Annotated in this window: 31 protein-coding genes and 1 tRNA gene; 30 read left to right on the forward strand and 2 right to left on the reverse strand. The window is 62.8% G+C overall.

The genetic code is table 11. The features are described 5' to 3' along the window. Positions 1–78 precede the first annotated feature (78 nt). Complete coding sequence (locus M2343_RS11485) at positions 79–303, reverse strand: hypothetical protein (RefSeq protein WP_264576754.1); 225 nt, start codon at positions 301–303, stop codon at positions 79–81. Between the two features lie 82 nt (positions 304–385). Next, positions 386–1,096: a helix-turn-helix transcriptional regulator gene (locus tag M2343_RS11490; protein ID WP_264576755.1), complete on the reverse strand. Its 711-nt coding sequence runs from the start codon at positions 1,094–1,096 to the stop codon at positions 386–388. A gap of 455 nt (positions 1,097–1,551) precedes the next feature. On the opposite strand from M2343_RS11490, the gene M2343_RS11495 reads away from it, so the two are divergent. From M2343_RS11495 to M2343_RS11640, 30 genes are all read left to right on the forward strand, one after another. Next, positions 1,552–1,971, forward strand: a complete 420-nt coding sequence (locus M2343_RS11495) for a hypothetical protein (protein WP_264576756.1) — start codon at positions 1,552–1,554, stop codon at positions 1,969–1,971. Positions 1,972–1,997: 26 nt separating this feature from the next. Beyond that, positions 1,998–2,906 (forward strand): YfdQ family protein, encoded by a 909-nt coding sequence (locus tag M2343_RS11500; RefSeq protein ID WP_264576757.1) that lies wholly within the window; start codon positions 1,998–2,000, stop codon positions 2,904–2,906. Positions 2,907–2,910: 4 nt separating this feature from the next. Further along, on the forward strand, positions 2,911–3,108 hold the full coding sequence (locus tag M2343_RS11505; RefSeq protein ID WP_264576758.1) for a hypothetical protein: 198 nt from the start codon (positions 2,911–2,913) through the stop codon (positions 3,106–3,108). After that, positions 3,105–3,548: a hypothetical protein gene (locus M2343_RS11510; protein ID WP_264576759.1), complete on the forward strand. Its 444-nt coding sequence runs from the start codon at positions 3,105–3,107 to the stop codon at positions 3,546–3,548. The genes M2343_RS11505 and M2343_RS11510 overlap by 4 nt, the downstream gene beginning before the upstream one ends. Positions 3,549–3,898: 350 nt before the next feature. Beyond that, positions 3,899–4,186, forward strand: coding sequence for a hypothetical protein (locus M2343_RS11515; RefSeq protein ID WP_264576760.1), 288 nt, complete (start codon positions 3,899–3,901; stop codon positions 4,184–4,186). Then, positions 4,183–4,599 (forward strand): DUF4326 domain-containing protein, encoded by a 417-nt coding sequence (locus M2343_RS11520; RefSeq protein WP_264576761.1) that lies wholly within the window; start codon positions 4,183–4,185, stop codon positions 4,597–4,599. The genes M2343_RS11515 and M2343_RS11520 overlap by 4 nt, the downstream gene beginning before the upstream one ends. A 62-nt stretch (positions 4,600–4,661) precedes the next feature. Continuing rightward, positions 4,662–5,837 (forward strand): phosphoadenosine phosphosulfate reductase family protein, encoded by a 1,176-nt coding sequence (locus M2343_RS11525; protein WP_264577552.1) that lies wholly within the window; start codon positions 4,662–4,664, stop codon positions 5,835–5,837. 59 nt (positions 5,838–5,896) lie between these two features. Then, positions 5,897–6,949 (forward strand): DnaA N-terminal domain-containing protein, encoded by a 1,053-nt coding sequence (locus M2343_RS11530; protein WP_264576762.1) that lies wholly within the window; start codon positions 5,897–5,899, stop codon positions 6,947–6,949. Beyond that, entirely contained in the window at positions 6,946–7,245 is a 300-nt protein-coding gene (locus M2343_RS11535; protein WP_264576763.1) for a hypothetical protein, read from the forward strand. The genes M2343_RS11530 and M2343_RS11535 overlap by 4 nt, the downstream gene beginning before the upstream one ends. Then, positions 7,242–7,802, forward strand: a complete 561-nt coding sequence (locus M2343_RS11540) for a transcription termination/antitermination NusG family protein (RefSeq protein ID WP_264576764.1) — start codon at positions 7,242–7,244, stop codon at positions 7,800–7,802. The genes M2343_RS11535 and M2343_RS11540 overlap by 4 nt, the downstream gene beginning before the upstream one ends. A gap of 106 nt (positions 7,803–7,908) precedes the next feature. Further along, positions 7,909–8,799, forward strand: a complete 891-nt coding sequence (locus tag M2343_RS11545) for a DUF2971 domain-containing protein (protein ID WP_264576765.1) — start codon at positions 7,909–7,911, stop codon at positions 8,797–8,799. A 205-nt stretch (positions 8,800–9,004) separates the two neighbouring features. Beyond that, positions 9,005–9,078 (forward strand) — tRNA-Met (locus M2343_RS11550). 22 nt (positions 9,079–9,100) lie between these two features. After that, complete coding sequence (locus M2343_RS11555; protein WP_264576766.1) at positions 9,101–9,313, forward strand: hypothetical protein; 213 nt, start codon at positions 9,101–9,103, stop codon at positions 9,311–9,313. Between the two features lie 44 nt (positions 9,314–9,357). Next, positions 9,358–9,648, forward strand: a complete 291-nt coding sequence (locus M2343_RS11560) for an HNH endonuclease (RefSeq protein ID WP_264603890.1) — start codon at positions 9,358–9,360, stop codon at positions 9,646–9,648. Beyond that, entirely contained in the window at positions 9,648–9,842 is a 195-nt protein-coding gene (locus M2343_RS11565) for a hypothetical protein (protein ID WP_264576768.1), read from the forward strand. The genes M2343_RS11560 and M2343_RS11565 overlap by 1 nt, the downstream gene beginning before the upstream one ends. Further along, positions 9,839–10,111, forward strand: a complete 273-nt coding sequence (locus tag M2343_RS11570; RefSeq protein ID WP_264576769.1) for a hypothetical protein — start codon at positions 9,839–9,841, stop codon at positions 10,109–10,111. Before M2343_RS11565 ends, M2343_RS11570 begins: the two co-directional genes overlap by 4 nt. 90 nt (positions 10,112–10,201) lie before the next feature. Then, entirely contained in the window at positions 10,202–10,633 is a 432-nt protein-coding gene (locus M2343_RS11575; RefSeq protein WP_264576770.1) for a P27 family phage terminase small subunit, read from the forward strand. A 61-nt stretch (positions 10,634–10,694) separates the two neighbouring features. Next, on the forward strand, positions 10,695–12,440 hold the full coding sequence (locus M2343_RS11580) for a terminase large subunit (RefSeq protein ID WP_264576771.1): 1,746 nt from the start codon (positions 10,695–10,697) through the stop codon (positions 12,438–12,440). A gap of 73 nt (positions 12,441–12,513) precedes the next feature. Beyond that, complete coding sequence (locus M2343_RS11585) at positions 12,514–13,752, forward strand: phage portal protein (RefSeq protein ID WP_264576772.1); 1,239 nt, start codon at positions 12,514–12,516, stop codon at positions 13,750–13,752. Further along, positions 13,742–14,746, forward strand: a complete 1,005-nt coding sequence (locus M2343_RS11590) for a head maturation protease, ClpP-related (protein ID WP_264576773.1) — start codon at positions 13,742–13,744, stop codon at positions 14,744–14,746. Before M2343_RS11585 ends, M2343_RS11590 begins: the two co-directional genes overlap by 11 nt. Positions 14,747–14,794: 48 nt before the next feature. Further along, on the forward strand, positions 14,795–16,216 hold the full coding sequence (locus M2343_RS11595) for a phage major capsid protein (protein ID WP_264576774.1): 1,422 nt from the start codon (positions 14,795–14,797) through the stop codon (positions 16,214–16,216). Between the two features lie 94 nt (positions 16,217–16,310). Beyond that, positions 16,311–16,742, forward strand: a complete 432-nt coding sequence (locus M2343_RS11600) for a hypothetical protein (protein ID WP_264576775.1) — start codon at positions 16,311–16,313, stop codon at positions 16,740–16,742. A 59-nt stretch (positions 16,743–16,801) separates the two neighbouring features. Then, a complete protein-coding gene (locus M2343_RS11605) occupies positions 16,802–17,419 on the forward strand; it encodes a head-tail connector protein (protein WP_264576776.1) in 618 nt (205 codons plus the stop codon). Next, complete coding sequence (locus M2343_RS11610; RefSeq protein ID WP_264576777.1) at positions 17,419–17,766, forward strand: head-tail adaptor protein; 348 nt, start codon at positions 17,419–17,421, stop codon at positions 17,764–17,766. The genes M2343_RS11605 and M2343_RS11610 overlap by 1 nt, the downstream gene beginning before the upstream one ends. Next, the gene (locus M2343_RS11615) at positions 17,766–18,296 is read left to right on the forward strand and encodes an HK97 gp10 family phage protein (RefSeq protein WP_264576778.1); all 531 of its coding nucleotides are present in this window, start codon (positions 17,766–17,768) and stop codon (positions 18,294–18,296) included. The genes M2343_RS11610 and M2343_RS11615 overlap by 1 nt, the downstream gene beginning before the upstream one ends. Next, the gene (locus M2343_RS11620) at positions 18,293–18,691 is read left to right on the forward strand and encodes a hypothetical protein (protein ID WP_264576779.1); all 399 of its coding nucleotides are present in this window, start codon (positions 18,293–18,295) and stop codon (positions 18,689–18,691) included. Before M2343_RS11615 ends, M2343_RS11620 begins: the two co-directional genes overlap by 4 nt. Before the next feature lie 14 nt (positions 18,692–18,705). Further along, complete coding sequence (locus tag M2343_RS11625) at positions 18,706–18,912, forward strand: hypothetical protein (protein WP_264576780.1); 207 nt, start codon at positions 18,706–18,708, stop codon at positions 18,910–18,912. 62 nt (positions 18,913–18,974) lie between these two features. Beyond that, complete coding sequence (locus M2343_RS11630; protein ID WP_264576781.1) at positions 18,975–19,424, forward strand: hypothetical protein; 450 nt, start codon at positions 18,975–18,977, stop codon at positions 19,422–19,424. Between the two features lie 105 nt (positions 19,425–19,529). After that, the gene (locus M2343_RS11635; RefSeq protein ID WP_264576782.1) at positions 19,530–19,958 is read left to right on the forward strand and encodes a hypothetical protein; all 429 of its coding nucleotides are present in this window, start codon (positions 19,530–19,532) and stop codon (positions 19,956–19,958) included. 17 nt (positions 19,959–19,975) lie between these two features. Then, positions 19,976–20,383: a hypothetical protein gene (locus M2343_RS11640; protein ID WP_264576783.1), complete on the forward strand. Its 408-nt coding sequence runs from the start codon at positions 19,976–19,978 to the stop codon at positions 20,381–20,383. Positions 20,384–20,392 lie beyond the last annotated feature (9 nt).

A 20,392-nucleotide genomic window follows, 5' to 3' on the forward strand; every position in this document is an offset into this window, starting at 1 on the left:
GAAGGTCTCGGAGGGCACGAACGCTCGCCAAGTTCATCATCGGGTTGCGCACATCAGCACGCGCGGAACGGCTGCTGCTCATGCCGCCACCTGCGCGGCCGGCGCGAGTGCCTCGGCGATCAGCGTTTCCATGCCCTGCGCGTAGGCGATTGCCTCGCCAGCATCGCGATACTGGCGGGCCGCGATATCGGCGCGCGCGGCCAAGTCACGCTTGCCCTGCGCGCGCAGGAGCGCCGCCTGACCCTCAAGCGCCTGTGCCTGCCGGTAGAGCGTCACCGGCTTGGAAATATCGATGTGCGTCAAAGCAGCCTCCCATCGGATGATGAGAGGCCAGCTAGTAGGACTTATCCTACTATGTCAACCATAAATAGGATATGTCCTACATTCAGTGCTGCCGGCCGGACCAGATCAGGCGGCCTAGGATGAAGACATCGCTGGCATCAACCTCCTGATTTTCTCGGTTGGGATTGTCCGAAATAACCAAGACGCGGTTGTGCCCTAAAGGCCGCAATCGCTTGAGACCCCCCGCACCGAAAAGGCTGATCGCATAGATTTTGTCGAGCAGCCGAAGGTCGCGCTGGCCGGTATCGATCACGAGCAGATCCTTGTTGAGGATCGTCGGGAACATGCTGTCGCCCTCTCCCTCCGCCACGATGAGGCGCTCAAAGGGGGCGGAGGTAATGGTCCGGAGGAGACCAGCGTCGAAGTCGATGCTCCCCTCTTCCTGATAATCGTCCAGATTGGTGCCGTCGCCCATAGAATAGCCGAGATCATACCGCTTCAACGCGATGGTCTCGCCCAGCGACGCGGACACCACCGGCGGCTGGTCAGGTGCGACACCGTCCCATTGGTCGACGGGCTCCACGTCTTCGCCGGAAACAGCGCGCGTGAGCAGATCGAGCGGCTGGTTCAGCGTCTCCGCGATCAGCACCAGCACCTTGATCCCCGGGTTCGTGCTCTTCCCCCGTTCGATGTCATAGATAGGCTTGCCGGTGGACCCCGTGCGCTTCTGAATGAGCTTGTCGTAATAGTCGCGCTTCTGCGGTGCGAGCGAGAGGGCGCCCGCGATGAAGCGCTGTAATGCGGTCTTTTCCATGTAGGAACTATCCCACATTTCGCGCTACAGCGTAATGCTGGGATTATTCCTATTAAATATGCTTGACTGTAGGATATGTCCTACTTTAGAACATTCGGCATGTCGAAGTATCACCCCGATCTCGTCCGAGACATCGACGCCTACCTGAAGCGGTCAGGCATGTCCGAAGTGACTTTCGGTCGAAAGGCGATGGGCGATCCTCACTTCGTCAGGGACATCAGGGGCACGCGTTTCCTGCGTCCCGAGACGGAGGACAGAGCCCGATCTTTCCTTAACCAGGGCAACAGCGACAACCTGACCCCCAAGGGGGCTGGCCGTACCCTTGCGACCAGCCCCCGCCCAGCGCGGCGGGCAGCAATAGCTCCCACACGAACTGTCCGCCGCGCCACGGGCTGAGCAGAATACCCCCAACTTTGCCGCGCGGAAAGTCCGCCCGGTCTGAAGGAGTGAGTGACATGACGGAACGTGATCCGCTGCCGGCTGGCGGCGATAATTCTACGCGCGCGGCCGACGGCGGCCGGGTGCCCGGCGCCTGCAATACGCTGGCCGAGTTCATCCGGAACCTAGAAGACGGCCAGTTCGACGCCGATTGCTACCAGGAGGTCAAAGAGCTCGCGGCGAACATGACCGAGCACGCCTGGAACAATGGCGGCAAGGCCAAGGGCAAGCTGACCATCACGCTCGACTTCATCCAAGAGGGCGGAATCGTCGAGATCAAGTCCGCCTTCAAGGTCGTCGCGCCCGTCGATCGCCGGCCCAAGTCGGTGATGTGGATGACGGAAGACAACCGCTTCACCCGCACGCGCCCCGGCCAGCAGGAAATGTTCGGCATCCGCGACGTGTCCGGCAGCGCCCAGACGCGCTCCGTCGACTGACCTTTTCACCACAGGAGCAGACTACCATGGAAAACAGGACTGAAATCGACGCCGCGCGCGAGCTGGTCGAGGCTTATGGCCCCGTCGATATTATTCAAATCACCGATCCGCTGACGGGCATCACGGTCCCCGCGTCGAAAGGGCGCGATGGTATTGAGATCATCAGCCCAGGCGCCTTCGCTGGTTACCGGAAAGGCCCGGTCCACCGCGAGGGCAGCGCTGCGTTCACGCGCATCGAAAGCCTGATCGAGCATATCGAGCGTTTCAAGGATGCCGACAGCGCGCTGTTCGCAATCGACAACCGGGCCGCGCCCTCGATCACGGCAGTGCTGGACTATCATCCGGCTGGCGCCACCTCGCTGCCGCGCTTCGGCAAGCACCGCGCCGTGTTCAACTTCCCCCTGTCCGACGAATGGAAGGCGTGGGCCGAGTGCGACAAGAAGCCGATGACCATGGCCGATTTTGCGGCATTCCTCGAGGATCGCATCGTCGACGTGATCGAGCTGATCCCCGGCGAGGACAAGCCCAGCGAGGGGCTGCAGAAGTTCATCAACATCTGCGGCGGCAAGATCGCCACGCCGACCAAGCTGGTCGAACTCTCGCGCGGCCTCAAGGTCTACGAGAGCGCGAACGTCCGCGAGGCGGTGAACCTGTCGACCGGCGAGGCGAAGATCGCCTTCGAGGTCGAGCATCAGGACGAACATGGCGGCAAGCTCGATGTGCCGAACCTGTTCATGATCGCCATCCCGGTCTTGCAGCGCGGGATGCTCTACCGGCTGGCGGCGCGGCTGCGCTACCGCAAGACGCCGCAGGGCCTCGTGTTCTTCTATGAGCTGTGGCGCTCCGACCGGGCCTTTGACGACGCCATTTCCGAAGCCTGCGAGCGCGTGCACGTCGAGACCGGCCTGCCGCTGCTGTTCGGCAAGCCGGAATAAGACCGTGACGGCGGACACCCACAATCTGGGCCTGTGGACCGGGGAGGCGCGGCGCTTTCAGCCGCGCGACCGGGGCGGCCGGTTTGTGTGTGTCCGCCACACCCCCGAGCGGCTCGCCGTGCTGGCGACCGCGCAACAGATCCGCAACGAGCTCGGCCTGCCAGCCGATCCGCGCCTCATGGCCAAGGCCGACAAATCATGACCGTATTTGGCAGAGCGCCGAAGAAGAAGCGCCGCGCGCCTAAGCCGCGGCCGGCACCGGGATCGCTGGAAGGCGTGGCCCTGCCGGCTGGCCAGCGCATCGTGTGCGACTATCCGCCAATCGCGTGCAGCCCCAACCATCGCCACCGGTGGGAGAAGATCAGGGCGACGAAGGGTTATCGACAGGTCTGCTGGGCGCTGGCGCTCAACGCGCGCGTGCAGGTGCCAGCCGAGGGGCTGATCCATGTGCGAGTGGACTTCTTTCCGCCCTCCCGCGGGCGTCGCGACGACGACAATGCGGAAAGCGCTTTCAAGCCCGGCCGCGATGGCATCGCCCAGGCACTCAAGATCGATGACAGCCGATTCCGCATCGAGCGCGTCATGCGCGACGAGCCGCTGTGCTGCGTCGTCTTCACCATCATTGAAGGGGAGGCTCTATGACCAAAATTCGCGCTATGGCGTCCTGCGCGGCCAGTTGCGGGAGAGACATTGTCCTACGGCCCGAGCGGCGCACGGACCTTTGCCATCCCTGCGCCATGGCCGCTACTCGCAGGACGCCGGACATTCGGCTGTGCGCGAGTCCGGGGTGCGAGACTCGCTTCCGCATGTATCCGGGCCGTAAGACAGATCTCTGCAAGGCCTGCAACGCACGGGCCATTACCCAGTCTCCGGAGCGGAACGCTGCGATCAGCGCCACGCTCCGTGCCCGGCACGCCGATCCGGTATTCGCTGCGAGGCACAGGGCGGGGACTTTGCGGGGCGGGGCGACAAAGCGCCAGAATGAAGCTCTCATGGAGCGGCTGCGGGAATCTGGCCGGCGGCTGGGCCTGCTCTCCAAAGGTACGGTTTATCCGGCCGACATGCCCTCACGCCGGGCCGCCACCCGTAAGATGGTGGAGACCAAGATCGGCTGGTGCCCCATAGAGTATCGCGCCGAGTATCGCCGCATCGCCAGAATGTCCGGCATCAGCGCAGCCATGGCTCGCAGGATGGTCGAGGACATGATTGCGGCCGATGCGCGCCATTATGAGCGCACGGGCGAACTGCGCCAGGCTGCGCGAATGGAGGCGCGGGCATGAGCCGCCCCCCTGTCCGCGTCCAGTTGCGGCGCACGCGCGGCTGGCGGATGCCCGCCGACACGGTGAAGATCGATCGCACGACGAAATGGGGCAATCCCTTCATCGTCGAGAAGGTCGGTATGGTCGAGAGCGGCGATCGCGACGACGAGGGCCAGCCGATCATGATCGGGCCTTGGCGCTGCATCGAAAAGGGCGCGCCTGATTTCGTCGACGGCTGGCACTTCCCGACCAAGGCCGAGGCGCTGGGCAAATCGGTGGACCTGTATCGGCTCCATCTGGGCCGCAGTCTGGACCTGCAAGCCGCCGCGCTGGATGAGCTGCGCTGGAAGAACCTCGCCTGCTGGTGCGGCGAGGGTGAGCCTTGCCACGGTGACGAGCTGCTGAAGGTCGCCAATCGGAAGATCAAGCCATGAGCCGGCCGGTCGACAATCTATTCGCCCGAGGGGTGCGCATGGTCCACGAAGAGGCCGTCGAAATGACGTTGGCCTCCCTGCGCGCCTATTGGGACGAGCATGAGCACAAGGCGATTGCCTGGTCGGGCGGCAAAGACAGCACGGCGCTCTTGACCCTGCTGATCCATATGATCGACGCAGGCGAACTTCCGCAGCCAGAGGTGCTCCGCGTCTATTATGCGGACACGCGGCAAGAGCTCCCGCCCATTCAAGCCTCCGCCGATCGCATCATCGCTAAGCTGAGGGAGCGCAACTGGATCGACGTGCAGACAGTGCGCGCGCCCCTCGACAAGCGGTTCATGGTCTACATGCTCGGACGGGGCATCCCGCCGCCGAACAATGGCACGCTGCGGTGGTGCACGCGGCAGATCAAGGTTGACCCGATGACCTCGGCACTCGCCGAGGCGATCGAAGGCGCCGCTGGCACGACGCTGATGCTTACCGGTGTTCGCCAAGGGGAAAGTGCTGTTCGCGATGGCCGCATAGCCATGTCGTGCTCGAAGGACGGCGCTGAGTGCGGTCAGGGATGGTATCAGCAAGTGCTGCCTGAAAGCCCCGGCATTCGCGGCCGTGTCGCCACGCTGGCGCCACTGCTGCACTGGCGCGTCTGCAACATCTTCGACTGGTTGATGATCTATGCGCCATTGGCGGAATTCGGCGGCTGGGACACTCGCATTCTCATCGATGCCTATGGCGGTGATGACGATGCCCGTGACATTGCTGCGCGCACCGGATGCATCGGGTGCCCCCTGGCCAGCGAGGATATCGCCCTCGGCGTGATTGTCGCGATGCCCGGCTGGGACCATCTGCGCCCATTGCTGGAGCTCAAGCCGCTGTACCGCGAACTGAGGAAGGCAAAACACCGGCTGCGCAAGGCCGAACCCGAGACGCTCAAGGATGGCACCCTGTCCAAGTCGGGCCAGCGCGGCGGTCCATTGAAGCTCGAATCTCGCCTGTGGGCGCTCGAGCGGGTGATCGACATCCAGAGCCGATGCAACATCGAGGCTGAACGGCTGGGCCGCCCTGGCGTCGACATCCTCAATGCCGAAGAGGAGGCCCGCATTCGAGAGCTGATCGAAGCGCGCACCTGGCCGCAGAGATGGGATGGTTCTGAGCCGAGCATGGACGCCTGGCTTGATCGCATCCATTCCGATGGGACCGTTGAGCCCATCCTGTTCCGGGAGCTTGTCGGGCAGTGAGCTGGGAAACCCAATCATGGGCGGCACGCCAGCGCCCGGGCTCCGCGCCTGCCAAGCTGGTGCTGCTCGGCCTCGCATCGTGCGCCGACGCGCATCACTGCGCCTATCCCTCCATCGACTGGCTCTGTGAGTTCAGCGACCTCAACCGCAAGACGGTCATTCTGGCGCTCCAGCGGCTGGAGGGCGGCTTGCTGCCCCTCATCCGCGACACGGGCGACCGCAAAGGGCGGACGCGGCAGGTGAAGGTCTACCAACTCGCTGCCAATGAGGGCGGTGCTGCCGGCGCAAAGGATGCCGAAAACGGAACAGTACCGAAAAAGGGACGGTCCCAAAAGCGGAACAGTTCCACTTTTGCGCGGGAAGAGTCCCAAAAACGGGACACGGAACCTTTCAGGGAACCTATTCCCCCATCTTCTTCTAACGAAGAAGATACCCCCGCCGCTGAAAAACCCGATGAGTTTGAGCAGGCCAAGCCGGCTGGCGAAGGGGCTGACGGCGAGAAGCCCCAGCCTGCCGAACCGGCTGAGCCCACCGAACCGATCAAGCCGCACAGGCTTCCGGCCGACTGGTCCCCGCCGTTCGTGAGCGAACTCCAGCCGGCGGCGAGGACGCTGGTCCAGTCATGGCCACGCGGCGCCTACGAAGCCCGCTGCGAGCTGTTCCGGCTGCACTGGCACGGCGAGACCCGGGCGATCGGCAAAAAGGTCGATTGGGCGTCTGCCCTCGCCAAATGGCTGATCAAGGATCATTCCGAGGTGATGCGCGCCCATCGGGCCGGGGTCAGCTTCGAACGGTTGGCGGCAGCCGTGCCCCCATCCCAGCGTGCCCCAGCCGAGCCGGTTGCCGAGAAGGCGAGCGAGGGCGGTACCGCCGACCGGATGCGCGACCACCTGCGCCGCGCTGTCGGGACCGCCGCCTATGCGCAGTGGTTCGAGACATCGGCCTTCCTCGCCCGCGACACCGCCTTGACCGTGATCTGCAGGAGCAGCTTCGCCGCCACGTACATCGAGGCGAACTTCACTCAGCAATTGCTCGCGGCCTCCCAGGCGGCCGGCATGTCCGTCGATCATGTCCGGACCAGCGTAGGACGCACGACGAGGGCCGCCGCATGACGCTCACGCCATCAGCCATGAGCAAGTGGGAAGGCACGCCGGTGGCCGGCTCGCGCTTCACCGCGCAGCAGCATTACGCCATGGCCGACGCCCGGCCCGGCTGGGTCAGGATGCCGGCGCACATCGTCAAGCTGACCTATCCGTCCGTGCTGCAATGGGGTGAGCCGACGATTGTGCTGGCGCCTTGCCCGATCATCGCCCGCACCCGCGACGGCACGCGCCGGCTCATCGTCACGCCCAGCGGGGAAAAGATGTGGGTGGCCACCAGCACAGATCAGGGAGACGCATCGGCATGACAGACAAGAGCGCAGCGCAGTGGTGCATCCTGCGCATGTCCCCCTCGCGCACCCTGTCGGTGGCCGAGGCGTTGAAGGACGCGGGCTATGACGTGTGGACGCCAGCCGAGGAACTGACGCGCCGTGTCGGCCACGCCCGCAAGCGGGTGACTGTGCCGGCGCCGTTGCTGCCGTCGTTCGTGTTCGCTCGCTATGACCGGCTGGGCGAGCTCGTGGCGTTCTCGCGCGCGCCGGCCCTGACCTTCGAGGTGTTCGACACGGATCTGCGCCGTATGGTGACCAAGGGATGCCCTTTCTTCCGGGTGTTCCGGCATGAGGGCAAATATCCATGGGTGAGCGACCGCGCCCTTGATGCCCTGCGGCTGGCCGAGCAGCGGTGCAAACCCATCGTGAAAGCCCGCGTGTTTCAGCCAGGCGAGGCGGTGAAGTGCCCTGATGCCGGCTTTGACGGGCTCACCGGTGTGGTGACGACGACGCGCGGCGGGCGGGCGCTGGTGTGCTTCGAGGGCTTCGCGATTCCGATCAGCATTCCGAACAGCAGCCTTTTGTCGGCCTAATGTTTGTCGCTTACTGACCGATGACCACGCGTCGCAACTTTATGGATGACTAAGACCTCATTATGGACAATTTGAGACCGTCAGCTCGATTGTGAGGGGGAAAGAAATGGATAAACTTCCGACGCTGTATCATTTCACAAATTGCGAAGGTGGCAGCGCAATTCTGTCCAACGGTACCATGTGGTTTTCCGAGGTCAGACAACTTAATGATGACACTGAGATATCCTTCGGGCAGAAACTATTTCGTGAACCTTTGCTTAAATGGATTGAAAATAGGTTCCAAAAAGACACGGCGAAGGAATTAATTAATTTCTGTATTAGGCGCTTTGATTTCGATGAGAAAACTAATCACATCTTAAGCGCATCATTCTGCCAAATACCAAAGAACCCGAGGCTGTGGGACGAATACGCTGGAAAAAATACCGGTATAGCGATTGGCTTTGATCCACGAGCTTTCACGGGCATGGGAAACATTAAGGTGGTAAGGTATCCAGATCGATCTCATAATGATTTGATCGATTATACATTCAGGATATTTGACCGTAATTACAGCAGTTTAATGAATAAGAGTTGGCTTGAAATAACACCGGATGCTCCTCGAATAATTTCTGATTTTATTGCATTGTATGTTTGCACAAAAGAAAAAAAGTGGAAAGAAGAGAGAGAAACAAGAATAGTGTGGCTGCAAGCTAAGCCAGAATACAGAGAGTTCTCTGATGAATCTAGGCAATCCAATGGAATGCTTAGATACTCTAAATTGTTACAGCGAGAGAGCGGCGGCAAGACGGTGGACTATATTCAGCGGGACTTTAGAGAAGCGCGCTGGCCCAATATCCCCGTACGTGAGGTCGTACTCGGTTCTAACTGCAAAATGGCACCTCGCGAGATGCTCGAACTGCTGACTGAGTGCGGCTATCGAGGAGTTCAAGTGACGAAGCTTTCCAATGAAATCATTGCGCCTGGCCAAGCGGTAAATGGAGTATGGGTTACAAGATGATGTCAGGCCCTCTCTTCCCTGATGATGCTCGCTCTGCTTATCGAGAAGTGCTCTTGACCTTTTCCTGTTGCAGTGTATCCACCAAAGCTGATCGGAAATACCGACAAATGGCAATGGCCGTTCAAGCGTGGCGCAGCCACCATGGTCGCCGCTGAACCGAGTGCATCGGGGCAGACGTGCGACGCTATTCCAGACATTCGATTTGTGCCGGATGGAGTAGTCCGGAAGCTCGTCAGGCTCATAACCTGAAGGTCGCGGGTTCGAATCCCGCCCCCGCAACCGTCTCAGCGAGAGGCCTATCATGACCGATCTGGCGCGTGCCGTCGCTGATGCGCAGGCGGCCCTTCTGGCGGCCCGGGCCACCTTGGAGACCAAGCGGCAGGAGCATGTGGCTGCCAACGCTGCCGGTTGGACTGCGTACAATGCCTTCGCTGCAGCCCGCGATGATGTCGCCTCACTGGAGGCCGACTTGGCCGCTCTGATCGCCCAGCAGGCAGCAGAGCAGACTGAGTGACCTGGCGGGGCTCATCGCCGAACCGCATTCGCGGGCGGCGGTGGATGAAGATCATTGCCCGCATTCGTGACCGTGATCCGCTCTGCGTCATCTGCAAGGCCAAGGGACTGATCGCACGAACTGAGATCATCGACCATATCGTCTCCCTCGCCGATGGCGGGACCGACGACGACGACAACCTGCAGGGCGTGTGCAAGGACTGCTCGGATCAAAAGACCGAGGAAGAGGCTGCAAGAGCGCAGGGCCGCACGCCCGGTGCGCTGATCAAGGGCAAGGGCACGGGGCGCAACGGGCGCCCGACCAGCCCTGATCATCCATGGAATAGGAGGGCCTGATGGCCGCTGAACCGCTCAAGTACGATCAGACGCGCGCGGCCATGACGGAGTCCGTCAACGCAATGGCGCTGGCCTGGTCGACTATTGCGCAGAGCGCGGGCTCTATCGCCCATTCACGCCGCACCCTTTTCCTTGCCTATGTGGCAGAGGGCTTCACTGAAGCGCAGGCGCTCGAACTGGTGAAAGCGCCGTGACGGAGCAAGCGCCGGTCCGTCTGTCGGTAGATGATGAGGGCTATGACCACACGATCGGCCAGCGCTGCCGAGTATACCTCGACGGCGTCGAGATCGTACAGGTCGTTGCCTATGACACCGAGGCGGGCACGGTGACGCGCTGCCAGAGAGGCCCAGATGGTGTTCTCATCATCAGGGATGATGAGTTCGCGATGGAAACGCTGACCGGGAAGGTCGAGGTGACGCTCATCCCCATCGGCGGCGCGCCCACCCCCCCATCGAAAGTTTGAGGGCGCCGGAAGGGGAAACCGACCCCGCCCTCCATGTGCGCCGAGAGTAGATTTTGAGGGGGGAGGGTTTCCGGCCCCCCGGAGGTTTCCATGGCAGACCTGATTGAGCTGCCCGGCGGGGACGGCATGCCGCCCGAGCCGAACTGGCGGACCATCTTCGGCCGCGCCGCCGACCGAGAGGCAGCAGCCAGTTACTGGCGCGACATCGTCAGCGAGCTGCGCACCGTCGAAAAGCTGACCGTCGCCAACGCGCATTCGATCAAGCGGCTCGTCGCCGCCTATGTGACCTTCGACATTTCGGCGCGCGAGGTGCTGAAATCCGGCCCGGTCATGAAGGCGAAGAAGACCGGCGTCCCGACATACAACCCTTGGTGGACGACGATGTCCAATGCGTCGTCACAGGCGCAGGCGCTGGAAAAAGAGCTATGCCTCAGCCCGCGCGAGCGAGGCAGTGGCGCGAAGGTTGAAAAGAAGGCCCGCCGGACGGCTGGGGCCGATCGCTACCTGAAGCCACGTGGCTAACCGCTTCCTGTCCGACCCAGACCCAACGACGGCTTGGGCGAAAGCAGCGGTTGAGGGCAAGTTGTTCACAGCCGGCGAGCTCGTGCGGCACGCTGCGGAGCGTCATCTGCGCGACATGCGTGATGGCGAGAAGCGGGGCATCTACTGGCGTCCGGAGGAAGCCGCTCACTTTCTGAACTTTCTTCCCTCGGTGTTTCAGGTGACGGACGGCCCGGCTGCTGGCGAGCCTTTCCACCCTCTGGAGTGGCACACGTTCGTCGGCGGCAGCCTCTTCGGATGGCGGACCAACACCAATCGCTGGCGATTCCGGCATGGTTGGCTGGAGACGGGAAAGGGCCAAGCCAAATCGCCCCTCATGGGCGCGATTGGCGTCTACATCATGGGGTGGTGCGATATTTCGCGCGCTCAATGCTATGCGATCGGCGAAGACAAAGCGACCGCCAACGTCCTATTTCGCGATGCCGCGGCGATGTGTCGGGCCGATATCCCCGGGTACGATGAGGGCGAGAGCCTCGAATCGCTGGGCGAGGTCGTCATTCGTGGCGAACTAGAGAATGCCTGGAAGATCGAGCATCCCGATAGCGGTTCGTTCTTCATGCCTATCGCCAGCGGTGAAGCGCAGTCCGGGCCGCGTCCTTCGTTCGTCGCTGGTGACGAGATCCACGAGTTCAAATCGGAATCCTCGCTGCTCACGTGGAAAGCAGCGATCGACAAGGTCGCCGGAAATGCGCTGATGCTTCTGGGCACCAATACCCCGGCCACCTCGCAGCATGTCGGCACGTCATATTCGAACCTCTATCAGTCGATCGCGAAAGGTGAGGCGCGCGATGATACCGCGTTCGCCTTTATTGCCCGGGTTGACAAAGCCGACCGCGAAACGGTGCTGGAAAATGAGCAATGCTGGCAGAAGTCATTGCCGGCGCTGGGCGAAACCTTCCCCATAGAGAACATTCGCGAGACGGTCGCGGCAGCGATCCTGCGACCATCAACCAAGTCGAGCGTGAAGCGCCTCTACTTCGGCATCGATACCGCCGCCGCTGACTTCTGGATCGACGAGGAGAAGTGGGCGGCTGTTCAAGGGCCTGTCGCCGAGAAGGGAATGCGGCATCGCTATTGCCGCTTGGCGCTCGACCTGTCGCAGAAGAACGATCTTACCGCGCTGAGCGCGGCATGGGAGCCGGTCAGCGAGGAGCCCATCGCGGTGAAGACGTGGTATTGGACCACCGAGGATGGCCTTCGCGATCGGGCGGACCGCGATAAAGCGCCGTATGTCGAATGGGTAGAGGACGGCCATCTGATCGCCACGCCTGGCTCGACGATCGATTATACCTACGTCGCGATGCAGGTCGCCCAGCTGTGCGCCGATCAGAAGGTGCTGGAGCTGGTGGTCGACCCGGCATTTATCGCCGCTTTCATGGACGCCTGTGCAGAGGTCGGCCTTGAAGTGTGGCTGTATGGCGGTCCGGATAAGCCCGAGGGGCGCGGCCTAAAGATCGTCCCGCATGCGCAGGGCAAGCGGATTATGTTTGAGGACCGGCAGCTTTGCATGCCGCATTCAATCACGCGGACGGAAGATGCCATCCTCGATCAGCGGATCGTCATCGACAGTTCGCCGGTAACGTACAGCTGCGCCGCAAACGCTGCGATCGACGCGGATGGTCAGGGCAATCGGGCGTTCGACAAGAAGCGCTCCCGCGGCCGAATCGACGGCATGGTCACCACAGCAATGGCAGTGGGTGCAGCGACCGCCACGGTGAAGCCGAAAAAGAAGTCAGTCTACGCGTCACGCGGCGTGCGGAGGCTCTGAAGGAGGGCGCATGGGAGTTTCGTCGCCCGATGATTATCGCCGCGTGGCCGGTGGCCGGCGCTCGCGCGCAGGCGTGGAGCGCCTCGGTTCATCGACGCCTGTCCAGGCGTTCACAGCCATGGAAATCGACAGTCCCGTCCTGCGCGAGTTCCTCGGCGCCGGACGCGCGTCCGCAGCTGGCGTCGCGGTCAGTGAAAAGCTGGCGATGCGCAATAGCGGCTTCTTCCGTGCCTCGAAGCTGATTGCCACCGCCATCGGCATGCTGCCCGCCCATCTGCACCGGAGGAAGGCGGACGGGTCGACCGAAAAAGCCAAGGATCACCCGTTCTACCGCGTGTTGCTGAAGCGCCCCAACAGCTATCAAACTGCGCTGGAGTTCAAGACGCAGATGCAGCTTAACGCGCTGCTGGATGGCAACGCTTATGCCCGGGTCGTTTGGGGCGTGAAGGGTGGCAAGCCTGCCGTCTTGGCTCTGTTGCCGTTCAAGCGGCGAACTATCACTCCCGAGCTTTCGGATCGCGGAGATCTGACCTTCAAGTACCAGCCGCGCGGCGCCGCAGCCCAGATCCTCAAGTCCCGCGAGGTTTTCCACTTCCGTCACCCCATCACGACGGATGGGATCAAGGGCGTGTCGCTACTCGATGTCGCAGTCGAGACGCTGGGTCTGGCATCAGCCGCAGAGCGCGCGCTCGCAAAGATGCTCGCCAAGGGCGTGATGGCGGGAGGCGCGATTCAGTTTCCCAACGAGCTCGGGGATGGCGCTTATGACCGTCTCCGCGAGAGCATGAATGAGGATCATTCCGGCGCTGAGAATGCCGGTGACTGGTTCATTCTCGAGGAAGGCGGCGTAGCCAACCCCTTCACCACGGCGAAGGACAGCCAGACCGACGAGATGCGCAAGCGCCAGGTCGAGGAAATTGCGCGTTTCACGGACGTGCCCCGGCCGCTGCTGATGATGGATGAGACGGCCTGGGGCACCGGTATCGAAACGCTGGGCATTTTCTTTGTCACATACTGCCTCCTCGGCTGGTTTGTGGCTTGGGAGCAGGCCGTTGAGCGCTCCTGTCTCACCGAGGCAGAACAGGATGCCGACGAACTCTACGTCAAGTTCAATGAGGGCGCGCTTTTGCGCGGCTCGCTCAAAGATCAGGCCGATTTCTTCTCGAAGGCACTCGGGAACAACGGCGCATGGATGGTGCCAAACGAAGTGCGTAGCAACTTCGAGTTGAACCCCCGAGACGATGGCAACGAACTACCGAAACCGGCGACCAAGGCGCCGGAGAAGCCGAAGGAGCCCGCCGATGAACAGTGAGCGCACGCCAGCGCCGGGGACGCCCGACGCGGTTAAAACGATTAACGGGCGCCCGGTGCCCGGGTCGAAGCCGACGCCGAGCCAGCCGGGCCAGCCGCGTTCGATCATTGGAGGGGTGAAAGCGCGCGGTGACCGCCCTGGCGCTTTGCCCGTTCCCGCAGATCGTCGCGTAGCGGCTTTCTCGCCGCTGCCTGTCATGGAGCGCTGGGCCGACGATGCGGCCGGCATTCGTCCATCTGCGCTTGAGCAAGGCGACAATGTCATCACGATGTTCGACGTTATCGGCGAGGATTGGTGGACCGGCGGCGGCGTTACGGCAAAAAAGGTGGCCGCGCAGTTGCGCGCCATCGGAGACCGCCCCGTTGAAGTGCAGATCAACAGCGGCGGCGGCGACATGTTCGAAGGCCTCGCGATCTACAATGTTCTGCGCGAGCATCCGCAAGCCGTCACAATCAAAATCATGGGCATGGCAGCATCTGCTGCCTCGATCATCGCCATGGCGGGCGATACGGTCGAGATCGGCGCTGCATCCTTCCTCATGATCCATAAATGCTGGGTATTCGCATCTGGCAATGAGGACGACATGCGCGAAGTCGCAGACTATCTGGCACCCTTCGATCGGGCGATGGCTGACGTTTATGCGCAGCGCAGCGGCCAAACCGTTGAGGAATGCGCCAAGTGGATGCGCGCTGAAACATGGATGTCCGGTTCGGTGGCGATCGAGCGCGGCTTTGCGGACGAACTGCTTTCGGCTGACCAGACGAAGGTCGACGAAAAGGCAAAGGCCGCCAGCGGCGCAGCCAATGAAGTCCGCGCGCACGAGCTTCTCCTCATCAGAAACGGCTTGACGCGCACTCAAGCGCGCGCCCGCATCAAGAGCCTCAAGGGCACGCCTGGCGCTGCCCCTGACCCTGCCGACACGCCTGGCGCTGGCGGCGACGACCCGGAGCTGATGGCCGCCATGCGGTCCCTGCTCGCGGATTTCCAAAGCTAACCAGGAGCTTCCACCATGAAAATGTACTCGCGCTCCGCCCTCGCGGCGGTGGCGGCCGTCTTCGCGCATCCTTTCCGCGCGCTGCTCGGCATCAACCCCAAGTTGTCCCTCACGGCCCCGACCTTCTGTCCGCGTGGTCCGGTCGATGTCCTCGCGGATCTGGGCGAATTCGGCGAATTGGACACCTCCCCCACCCTTAGCGAGATCGTGGCGAACATGCCGCGTGCGCTTGTTACGGCCACCGTTCGGGCTGATGCCGGCGGCGACCCGAAGGCGATGATCCTCGCCCTTCAGCAGGCCCACAACGAGTTCAAGTCGACGGTTGAGGCAAATATCGGCGCCAAGGCCGATGGTGCCGAGGTCACCGAGAAGCTCGGTGCCATCAATGCGACGCTGAGCACGCTCGAAAACTCGCTGAACGAACATGCGCTCAAGCTCGCCGCTGCCAGTATGGCCGCTGGCGGCAAGCCGGCGCCGGTCGACGGCGAGTATTCCAGCACCTTTTCGTCGTTCATGCGCGCGGGCGGGCGTGACGATGAGAGCAAGCTCGCAGCCGAGCAGAAGCAGGGGCCGCGCGCTGCCATGTCGGAGGGCGTTCCGGCCGACGGCGGGCTTCTCACCCCGATCGAGTGGGATCGCACCATTTCGGGGCGTCTCAAGCTGATCACGCCGATGCGTGCGGAATCGACCGTGATCAATATCTCGAAGGCCGGCTTCACGAAGCTGTTTACTGATCGGGCCGTGGGTAGCGGCTGGGTCGGGGAGACCGCCTCGCGTCCCGCAACCGCAACGCCGACCTTCACGGCGCTGGGCTTCGGCCTCGGTCAGATCTATGCCAACGCAGCAGCGTCTCAGGACTTGCTGGATGATGCCGAGATCGACCTGGAAACGTGGCTCGTCGACGAGATCGCGACGGAGTTCTCCCGGCAGGAGGGCATTGCCTTTGTTGCTGGAGATGGCACGAACAAGCCTCACGGCTTCCTCAACTACGCCACCGGCGGCTCGGCTGCTGCTCGCCATCCGTGGGGTGCCATCGAGGTGCTCAACAGCGGAAACGCAACGCAGATCAACAATGCCGACAAGATCGTTGATCTGATCTACAAGCTACCGGCGATCTACACGCCGAACGCGAAATTCTTCACCAATCGCACGTCGCTCGGGATGCTGCGCAAGCTGAAGGATGGTCAGGGCAATTTCCTCTGGCAGCCGACGTTTGTCGCCGGCCAGCCCTCTACCCTAGCCGGCTACCCCGTTGTCGACATGCCCGACATGCCGAACATCGCTGCCGACGCCCTGGCGATGGCCTTCGGCGACATGAGGGAAACTTATCTGGTCGTTGATCGGATCGGCTTCCGCGTATTGCGTGACCCCTTCACCAACAAGCCGTTCATCTGCTTCTACTGCACGAAGCGCGTCGGCGGCGGCGTCAAGAATCCCGATGCCATGAAGATCCTCAAGGTCGCAGCGTAAGCGGTGACCAATCCTGACCGGGCCAGCCTCTCCGCTGGCCCGGCTCTTCGAAGTGTCGGCGTGCCGGCCCTTCGGAGAGCCAAGGAGACCCAAAATGAGTGAATTGCTTAAGCTGCTCGACGGCAGCATTGACGAAGTGAAGGCCGGCCTGGCCGGTAAGAGCCACGATGACCTGCTCAAGCTGAAGGCGGCCGAGGAAGACGGCAAAACCCGCGCTGGCGTGCTGGATGCGCTGAGCAAGGCGATCGCCACGGCGGACGCGGATCGGGCTGGCGGCCGTGTGCAGGGCGGCCCAGCCGCCATCGCGGCCGACCTTGATAATTCCGGCGCGGCCAACATCGCGCCGGCATCTGAAATCAACACGTCTGGTGCGCCCCAGCAGATCGTGCCTGATGTCGACATGAGCCACCCCGCTGTGGATGCCGATCCGCGCGCGAACACGACGGCGGACCAGAACCGCATCGACTTCAACGACCCCACGATCAGCGGTCGAGAAGCTGTCGAGCGCAGCCTGGCGAACAACTGACCCGGAGCGACCGCGCCTATCGGGGCGCGGTCCTCACCCCTGCAGAATGAGGTAGCAAGGTGACGATTGCAGACATGCGCGAGCGCGTTGGCCTGCCGTCCGACGCCACCGATTTCGAGGTCGTGATGAAGTTCGCTGCGATGTTGGACGACGGCATAGCGGCTGATGTCGTGGAGCCCGTCTCCCCCGCTATGCTTCGTGCGCAATGCCGCATCGATGACGGCCTTGAGGATCAGCTCATTCAGCAGAAGATCCGTGCAGCTCGGGAATGGGTCGAAGGGCACACAAGCCGTATCCTCGCGCAGCGCACGCTCGCAGCGCACTTCCGCAATTGGTCCGCAGGCATCACGCTGGAAAGCCAGCCGGTCACCTCGATCGATGCCATTGCATACGACGGAGCGGCCGGTGGCGCGATCTATACCGGCGCAATCTACCGGCCCGGGACATACCCATTGACCGTCCGACCTGCTGAACCGAGCTGGCCGCGTCTAGCGGCTGGTGGTGGCGTCACGGTCATCTATTCAGGAGGCTATGGGGCCGGCGAGGTTCCTCCCACCGCCGTCGAAGCGATCCTCGTGCTGGCAGCCGGCATGATGAGCCAGCGCGAGGGCGGCTATGAAGCATCCCTCGGGTCTGCGAAATCTCTACTGCGCTCGCTGCGCAATAGGCGCCTTTGATGGCGATTGCGGCTGGCCGGCTCAATCGGCGCGTGCGCATCGAGCGGCCCGTGCCCGATGATAGCCTTGATGGGGCCGGGTCGGGCAGCTGGGCGCTGGTCGCCGAGACATGGGCCGAGGTGCAGGACGTGCTCCCCAGCCGCGGCGAGACAAGCGTTGCCCTCGGCACGACCATGATCCGCCCGGCGCGTGTTCGGATGCGCTTCCGCACCGATATCACCGGTGACATGCGGATCGTCTCAGGTGAGCGCGAAATGCACATCATTTCCGGCCCCGTCGAGATGGGGTTCCGCGAAGGCCTCGAAATGATGGTCGCGGAATATATGCCGGGCAGCCCGCGCCCCTGATGGTCACCAGCCGCGGCAAATCGGAAGTCCTCAGCTTCCTAGCCAGACTGCCTGAAGAGATTGAGACGAAGCTGTTGCGCGGCGCTGGCCGGGCCGCCGCGACCGTGGTTGCCGACGAGGCGAAAGACCGCTCAGTCTCGGACGAGGTGTCACAGGCGATCAAGGTCGCGACGAAGCGCGAACCCGGCCAGATCGTCGCCAAGGTGCAGGTGAAGGGGCCAGGCGCCTACAAGGCGCCGTGGCTGGAATACGGCACCGAGCCGCACTTCATCAGCGTCGATGACAGCCAGCGCGACGGCATGAGCATCGGCAAGATCAACCGCGAGACCAAGGCGGGGGCACTGGTCATCGGCGGCAACTTCGTCGGCACGACAGTCTTTCACCCGGGCGCCCGGCCCTACCCGTTTCTCAGGCCAGCATTGGACGTGAAAGAGACCGAGGCAGTCGCCGCAGCGCAGGCCTACATCAACACGCGCATATCGCGCGGGCGGATCGTCGGCCGGGCTGAGACGGATGGGGACAGCGAATGAGCGGAGTTCACATCATCGGCACGCTACTGCGGGGCTATGACGACCTGACGGCGCTGATCCCGGCGGCCCAGATCAAAGCTGGGAAGCTGCCGGACGGCACGGTGCGCGGGCTGCTGTTGCGCAGCGTGAGCAACACGGAAAACCAGACCCTGACACGGGAAGCGACGATCAGGAAGCGGGCGCGGGTATCCGTCACGCTGCGGACGCAGGAGTACCGCGATTTCGACTTGATCATGCCGCTGATCGTCAAGGCTTGCGCGGGTCTCACCGGGCAGATCGCCGGGCACATGCGCGTCTCAATTCTCACGGCTGGCGAAGGCCCCGACGTGCTCGGACCCGCCTCCACCTTCGAGAGAACACAGGATTTCCGGGTGTCATACGACGCTCAAACCTAAGCCAGGAGATCGACATGGCTACCAACAAGACTCGTCCTGCCTTCATCGCGCGCTCGTTCACGGACAATGGCACCATGCGCACCTACGCAGCTGGAACGATCCACGAGATCGATGAGGGCGCGTTCGCCAATTACGAACATGCCGGCCTCATCCGCTACCCCACTGCCGAGGACAAGCGCACCGCCAAGGCGGCGCAGGAGCCGGAAACCCCGGCCTCGTAAGACTTCCGCCCAGCCGGGCAGAAGACCGCCGGCTTGCCCGGCTCGCCACATAGGAGAACACAATGACTTCCAGCACGGCGGCGGGCTCGACGCTCGCCATCACTGCAACTGCGCCGGCCACTTTCGATGCTGCCGGCTATGAAGCCGGCACCTTCACCAAGGTCGGCGGCGTCGAAAAGATCGGCGGCGTCGGCTCGGTCTTCAACAAGGTCGAATTTCAGCCGCTCGATGGCCCGAAGGACAAGCACAAGGGCAGCCGGGACAATGGCTCCCTTAGCCCTTCGATGGCGCTGGACGAAACCGATGCCGGCCAAGTCCTCATGCGGACGGCAGCGGACGACAAGACCTCGAAGATCTACTACTTCAAGGTGACGTTTCCCACCGGCGCGAAGCGCTACTTTGGCGGCCGTGTCTTCGGGATGCCCGAAAACATCGATGGTGCCGACAGCATCCTCATGGCCAATCCCACGGTCGAGATCATCACCGACATCGTGCGCGTGCCGGCCTCCTAACCTCCCCATTTCGGCGATTGAGCCGATCAACAGGCATCGGCCCGCCCGGCTCGTCGCGGGCGTCTGGGTGGGCCGGTGCACCATCAACCCGCGAAGGATCATCTCATGCTCGATATCACCACGCAGGCCGTCGACGAGACGGCGACCATCCACATCAAGAACGCGAATGGCGAACTCCTCTACGCCGACGCCGAGCGCACCAAGCCGGTGCAGATCGTGATCTACGGCCCGGGCAGCAGTGCATTCGGCGTTGTGGAAGCCCGTCAGTCCGCGCGGGCCATCAAGCGGATGCAGGACAATGACGGCAAGGTGACTGCTGCGCCCTATGAGGACCGCGTGAAGGAGACGGCCGAGGATCTGGCCGCGATCACGGTGAAGTTCGAGAATTTCAGCTATCCGCCCGCGGAAGGGAAAACTGGTGCGGAGCTCTTCGCAGCCGTTTACGCCGATCCGAAGCTCGGTTTCATCGCCCGGCAGGTGTCGAAGTTCGTTTCCGACTGGGGAAACTTCAAGCCCGGCTCGGCCGGGAACTGACGCTCTACGTGCGGCAAATGGCGTGGCTGCATGCCACGCCCAAGCCGCCAGAGGGGAGCAAGCGGGCGGAACGCCCCGGGCCGAAGCTGAGCCGCCTGGACGCTATGAAGCGCGACAAGGTCACCCCGCCAATGCCGCCAATCAGTGCGCGCCACATCATCGATCGCCTGGTCGAAATGGGGATATCGCAGAGCAACGGCATGGGTTCGTCCCCACTCTGCTTCACCGAGATCGAAGCATGGCAGCGGGTGACGGGCGTGAGGCTGGCGCCTTGGGAAGCCCGCCTCATCCGCAAGTTATCGTCCGACTATCTCGCCGAGAGCCGGAAAGCTGAGAGCGAGAACTGCCCCCCGCCTTGGCGGTGGAAGGTCACCCAAGCCGAGCGCACTGCCGAACTGGCGCTGCTCGAGGAAATTCTGGGGTAGCAACGAGGG

Origin of the sequence: Sphingobium sp. B8D3B (assembly GCF_025961875.1) — a bacterium.
Lineage (GTDB): Bacteria > Pseudomonadota > Alphaproteobacteria > Sphingomonadales > Sphingomonadaceae > Sphingobium.

What these genes read in the sequence shown, in the direction of transcription:
- M2343_RS11620 (WP_264576779.1), top strand. Translation starts at nt 18,293, where the DNA reads ATGAGCGGAGTTCACATCATCGGCACGCTACTGCGGGGCTATGACGAC.
- M2343_RS11495 (WP_264576756.1), top strand. Translation starts at nt 1,552, where the DNA reads ATGACGGAACGTGATCCGCTGCCGGCTGGCGGCGATAATTCTACGCGC.
- M2343_RS11490 (WP_264576755.1), bottom strand. Translation starts at nt 1,096, where the DNA reads ATGGAAAAGACCGCATTACAGCGCTTCATCGCGGGCGCCCTCTCGCTC.
- M2343_RS11500 (WP_264576757.1), top strand. Translation starts at nt 1,998, where the DNA reads ATGGAAAACAGGACTGAAATCGACGCCGCGCGCGAGCTGGTCGAGGCT.
- M2343_RS11535 (WP_264576763.1), top strand. Translation starts at nt 6,946, where the DNA reads ATGACGCTCACGCCATCAGCCATGAGCAAGTGGGAAGGCACGCCGGTG.
- M2343_RS11565 (WP_264576768.1), top strand. Translation starts at nt 9,648, where the DNA reads ATGGCCGCTGAACCGCTCAAGTACGATCAGACGCGCGCGGCCATGACG.
- M2343_RS11635 (WP_264576782.1), top strand. Translation starts at nt 19,530, where the DNA reads ATGCTCGATATCACCACGCAGGCCGTCGACGAGACGGCGACCATCCAC.
- M2343_RS11520 (WP_264576761.1), top strand. Translation starts at nt 4,183, where the DNA reads ATGAGCCGCCCCCCTGTCCGCGTCCAGTTGCGGCGCACGCGCGGCTGG.
- M2343_RS11615 (WP_264576778.1), top strand. Translation starts at nt 17,766, where the DNA reads ATGGTCACCAGCCGCGGCAAATCGGAAGTCCTCAGCTTCCTAGCCAGA.
- M2343_RS11640 (WP_264576783.1), top strand. Translation starts at nt 19,976, where the DNA reads ATGGCGTGGCTGCATGCCACGCCCAAGCCGCCAGAGGGGAGCAAGCGG.
- M2343_RS11560 (WP_264603890.1), top strand. Translation starts at nt 9,358, where the DNA reads ATGAAGATCATTGCCCGCATTCGTGACCGTGATCCGCTCTGCGTCATC.
- M2343_RS11575 (WP_264576770.1), top strand. Translation starts at nt 10,202, where the DNA reads ATGGCAGACCTGATTGAGCTGCCCGGCGGGGACGGCATGCCGCCCGAG.
- M2343_RS11545 (WP_264576765.1), top strand. Translation starts at nt 7,909, where the DNA reads ATGGATAAACTTCCGACGCTGTATCATTTCACAAATTGCGAAGGTGGC.
- M2343_RS11610 (WP_264576777.1), top strand. Translation starts at nt 17,419, where the DNA reads ATGGCGATTGCGGCTGGCCGGCTCAATCGGCGCGTGCGCATCGAGCGG.
- M2343_RS11515 (WP_264576760.1), top strand. Translation starts at nt 3,899, where the DNA reads ATGGAGCGGCTGCGGGAATCTGGCCGGCGGCTGGGCCTGCTCTCCAAA.
- M2343_RS11625 (WP_264576780.1), top strand. Translation starts at nt 18,706, where the DNA reads ATGGCTACCAACAAGACTCGTCCTGCCTTCATCGCGCGCTCGTTCACG.
- M2343_RS11600 (WP_264576775.1), top strand. Translation starts at nt 16,311, where the DNA reads ATGAGTGAATTGCTTAAGCTGCTCGACGGCAGCATTGACGAAGTGAAG.
- M2343_RS11555 (WP_264576766.1), top strand. Translation starts at nt 9,101, where the DNA reads ATGACCGATCTGGCGCGTGCCGTCGCTGATGCGCAGGCGGCCCTTCTG.
- M2343_RS11590 (WP_264576773.1), top strand. Translation starts at nt 13,742, where the DNA reads ATGAACAGTGAGCGCACGCCAGCGCCGGGGACGCCCGACGCGGTTAAA.
- M2343_RS11525 (WP_264577552.1), top strand. Translation starts at nt 4,662, where the DNA reads ATGACGTTGGCCTCCCTGCGCGCCTATTGGGACGAGCATGAGCACAAG.
- M2343_RS11630 (WP_264576781.1), top strand. Translation starts at nt 18,975, where the DNA reads ATGACTTCCAGCACGGCGGCGGGCTCGACGCTCGCCATCACTGCAACT.
- M2343_RS11540 (WP_264576764.1), top strand. Translation starts at nt 7,242, where the DNA reads ATGACAGACAAGAGCGCAGCGCAGTGGTGCATCCTGCGCATGTCCCCC.
- M2343_RS11510 (WP_264576759.1), top strand. Translation starts at nt 3,105, where the DNA reads ATGACCGTATTTGGCAGAGCGCCGAAGAAGAAGCGCCGCGCGCCTAAG.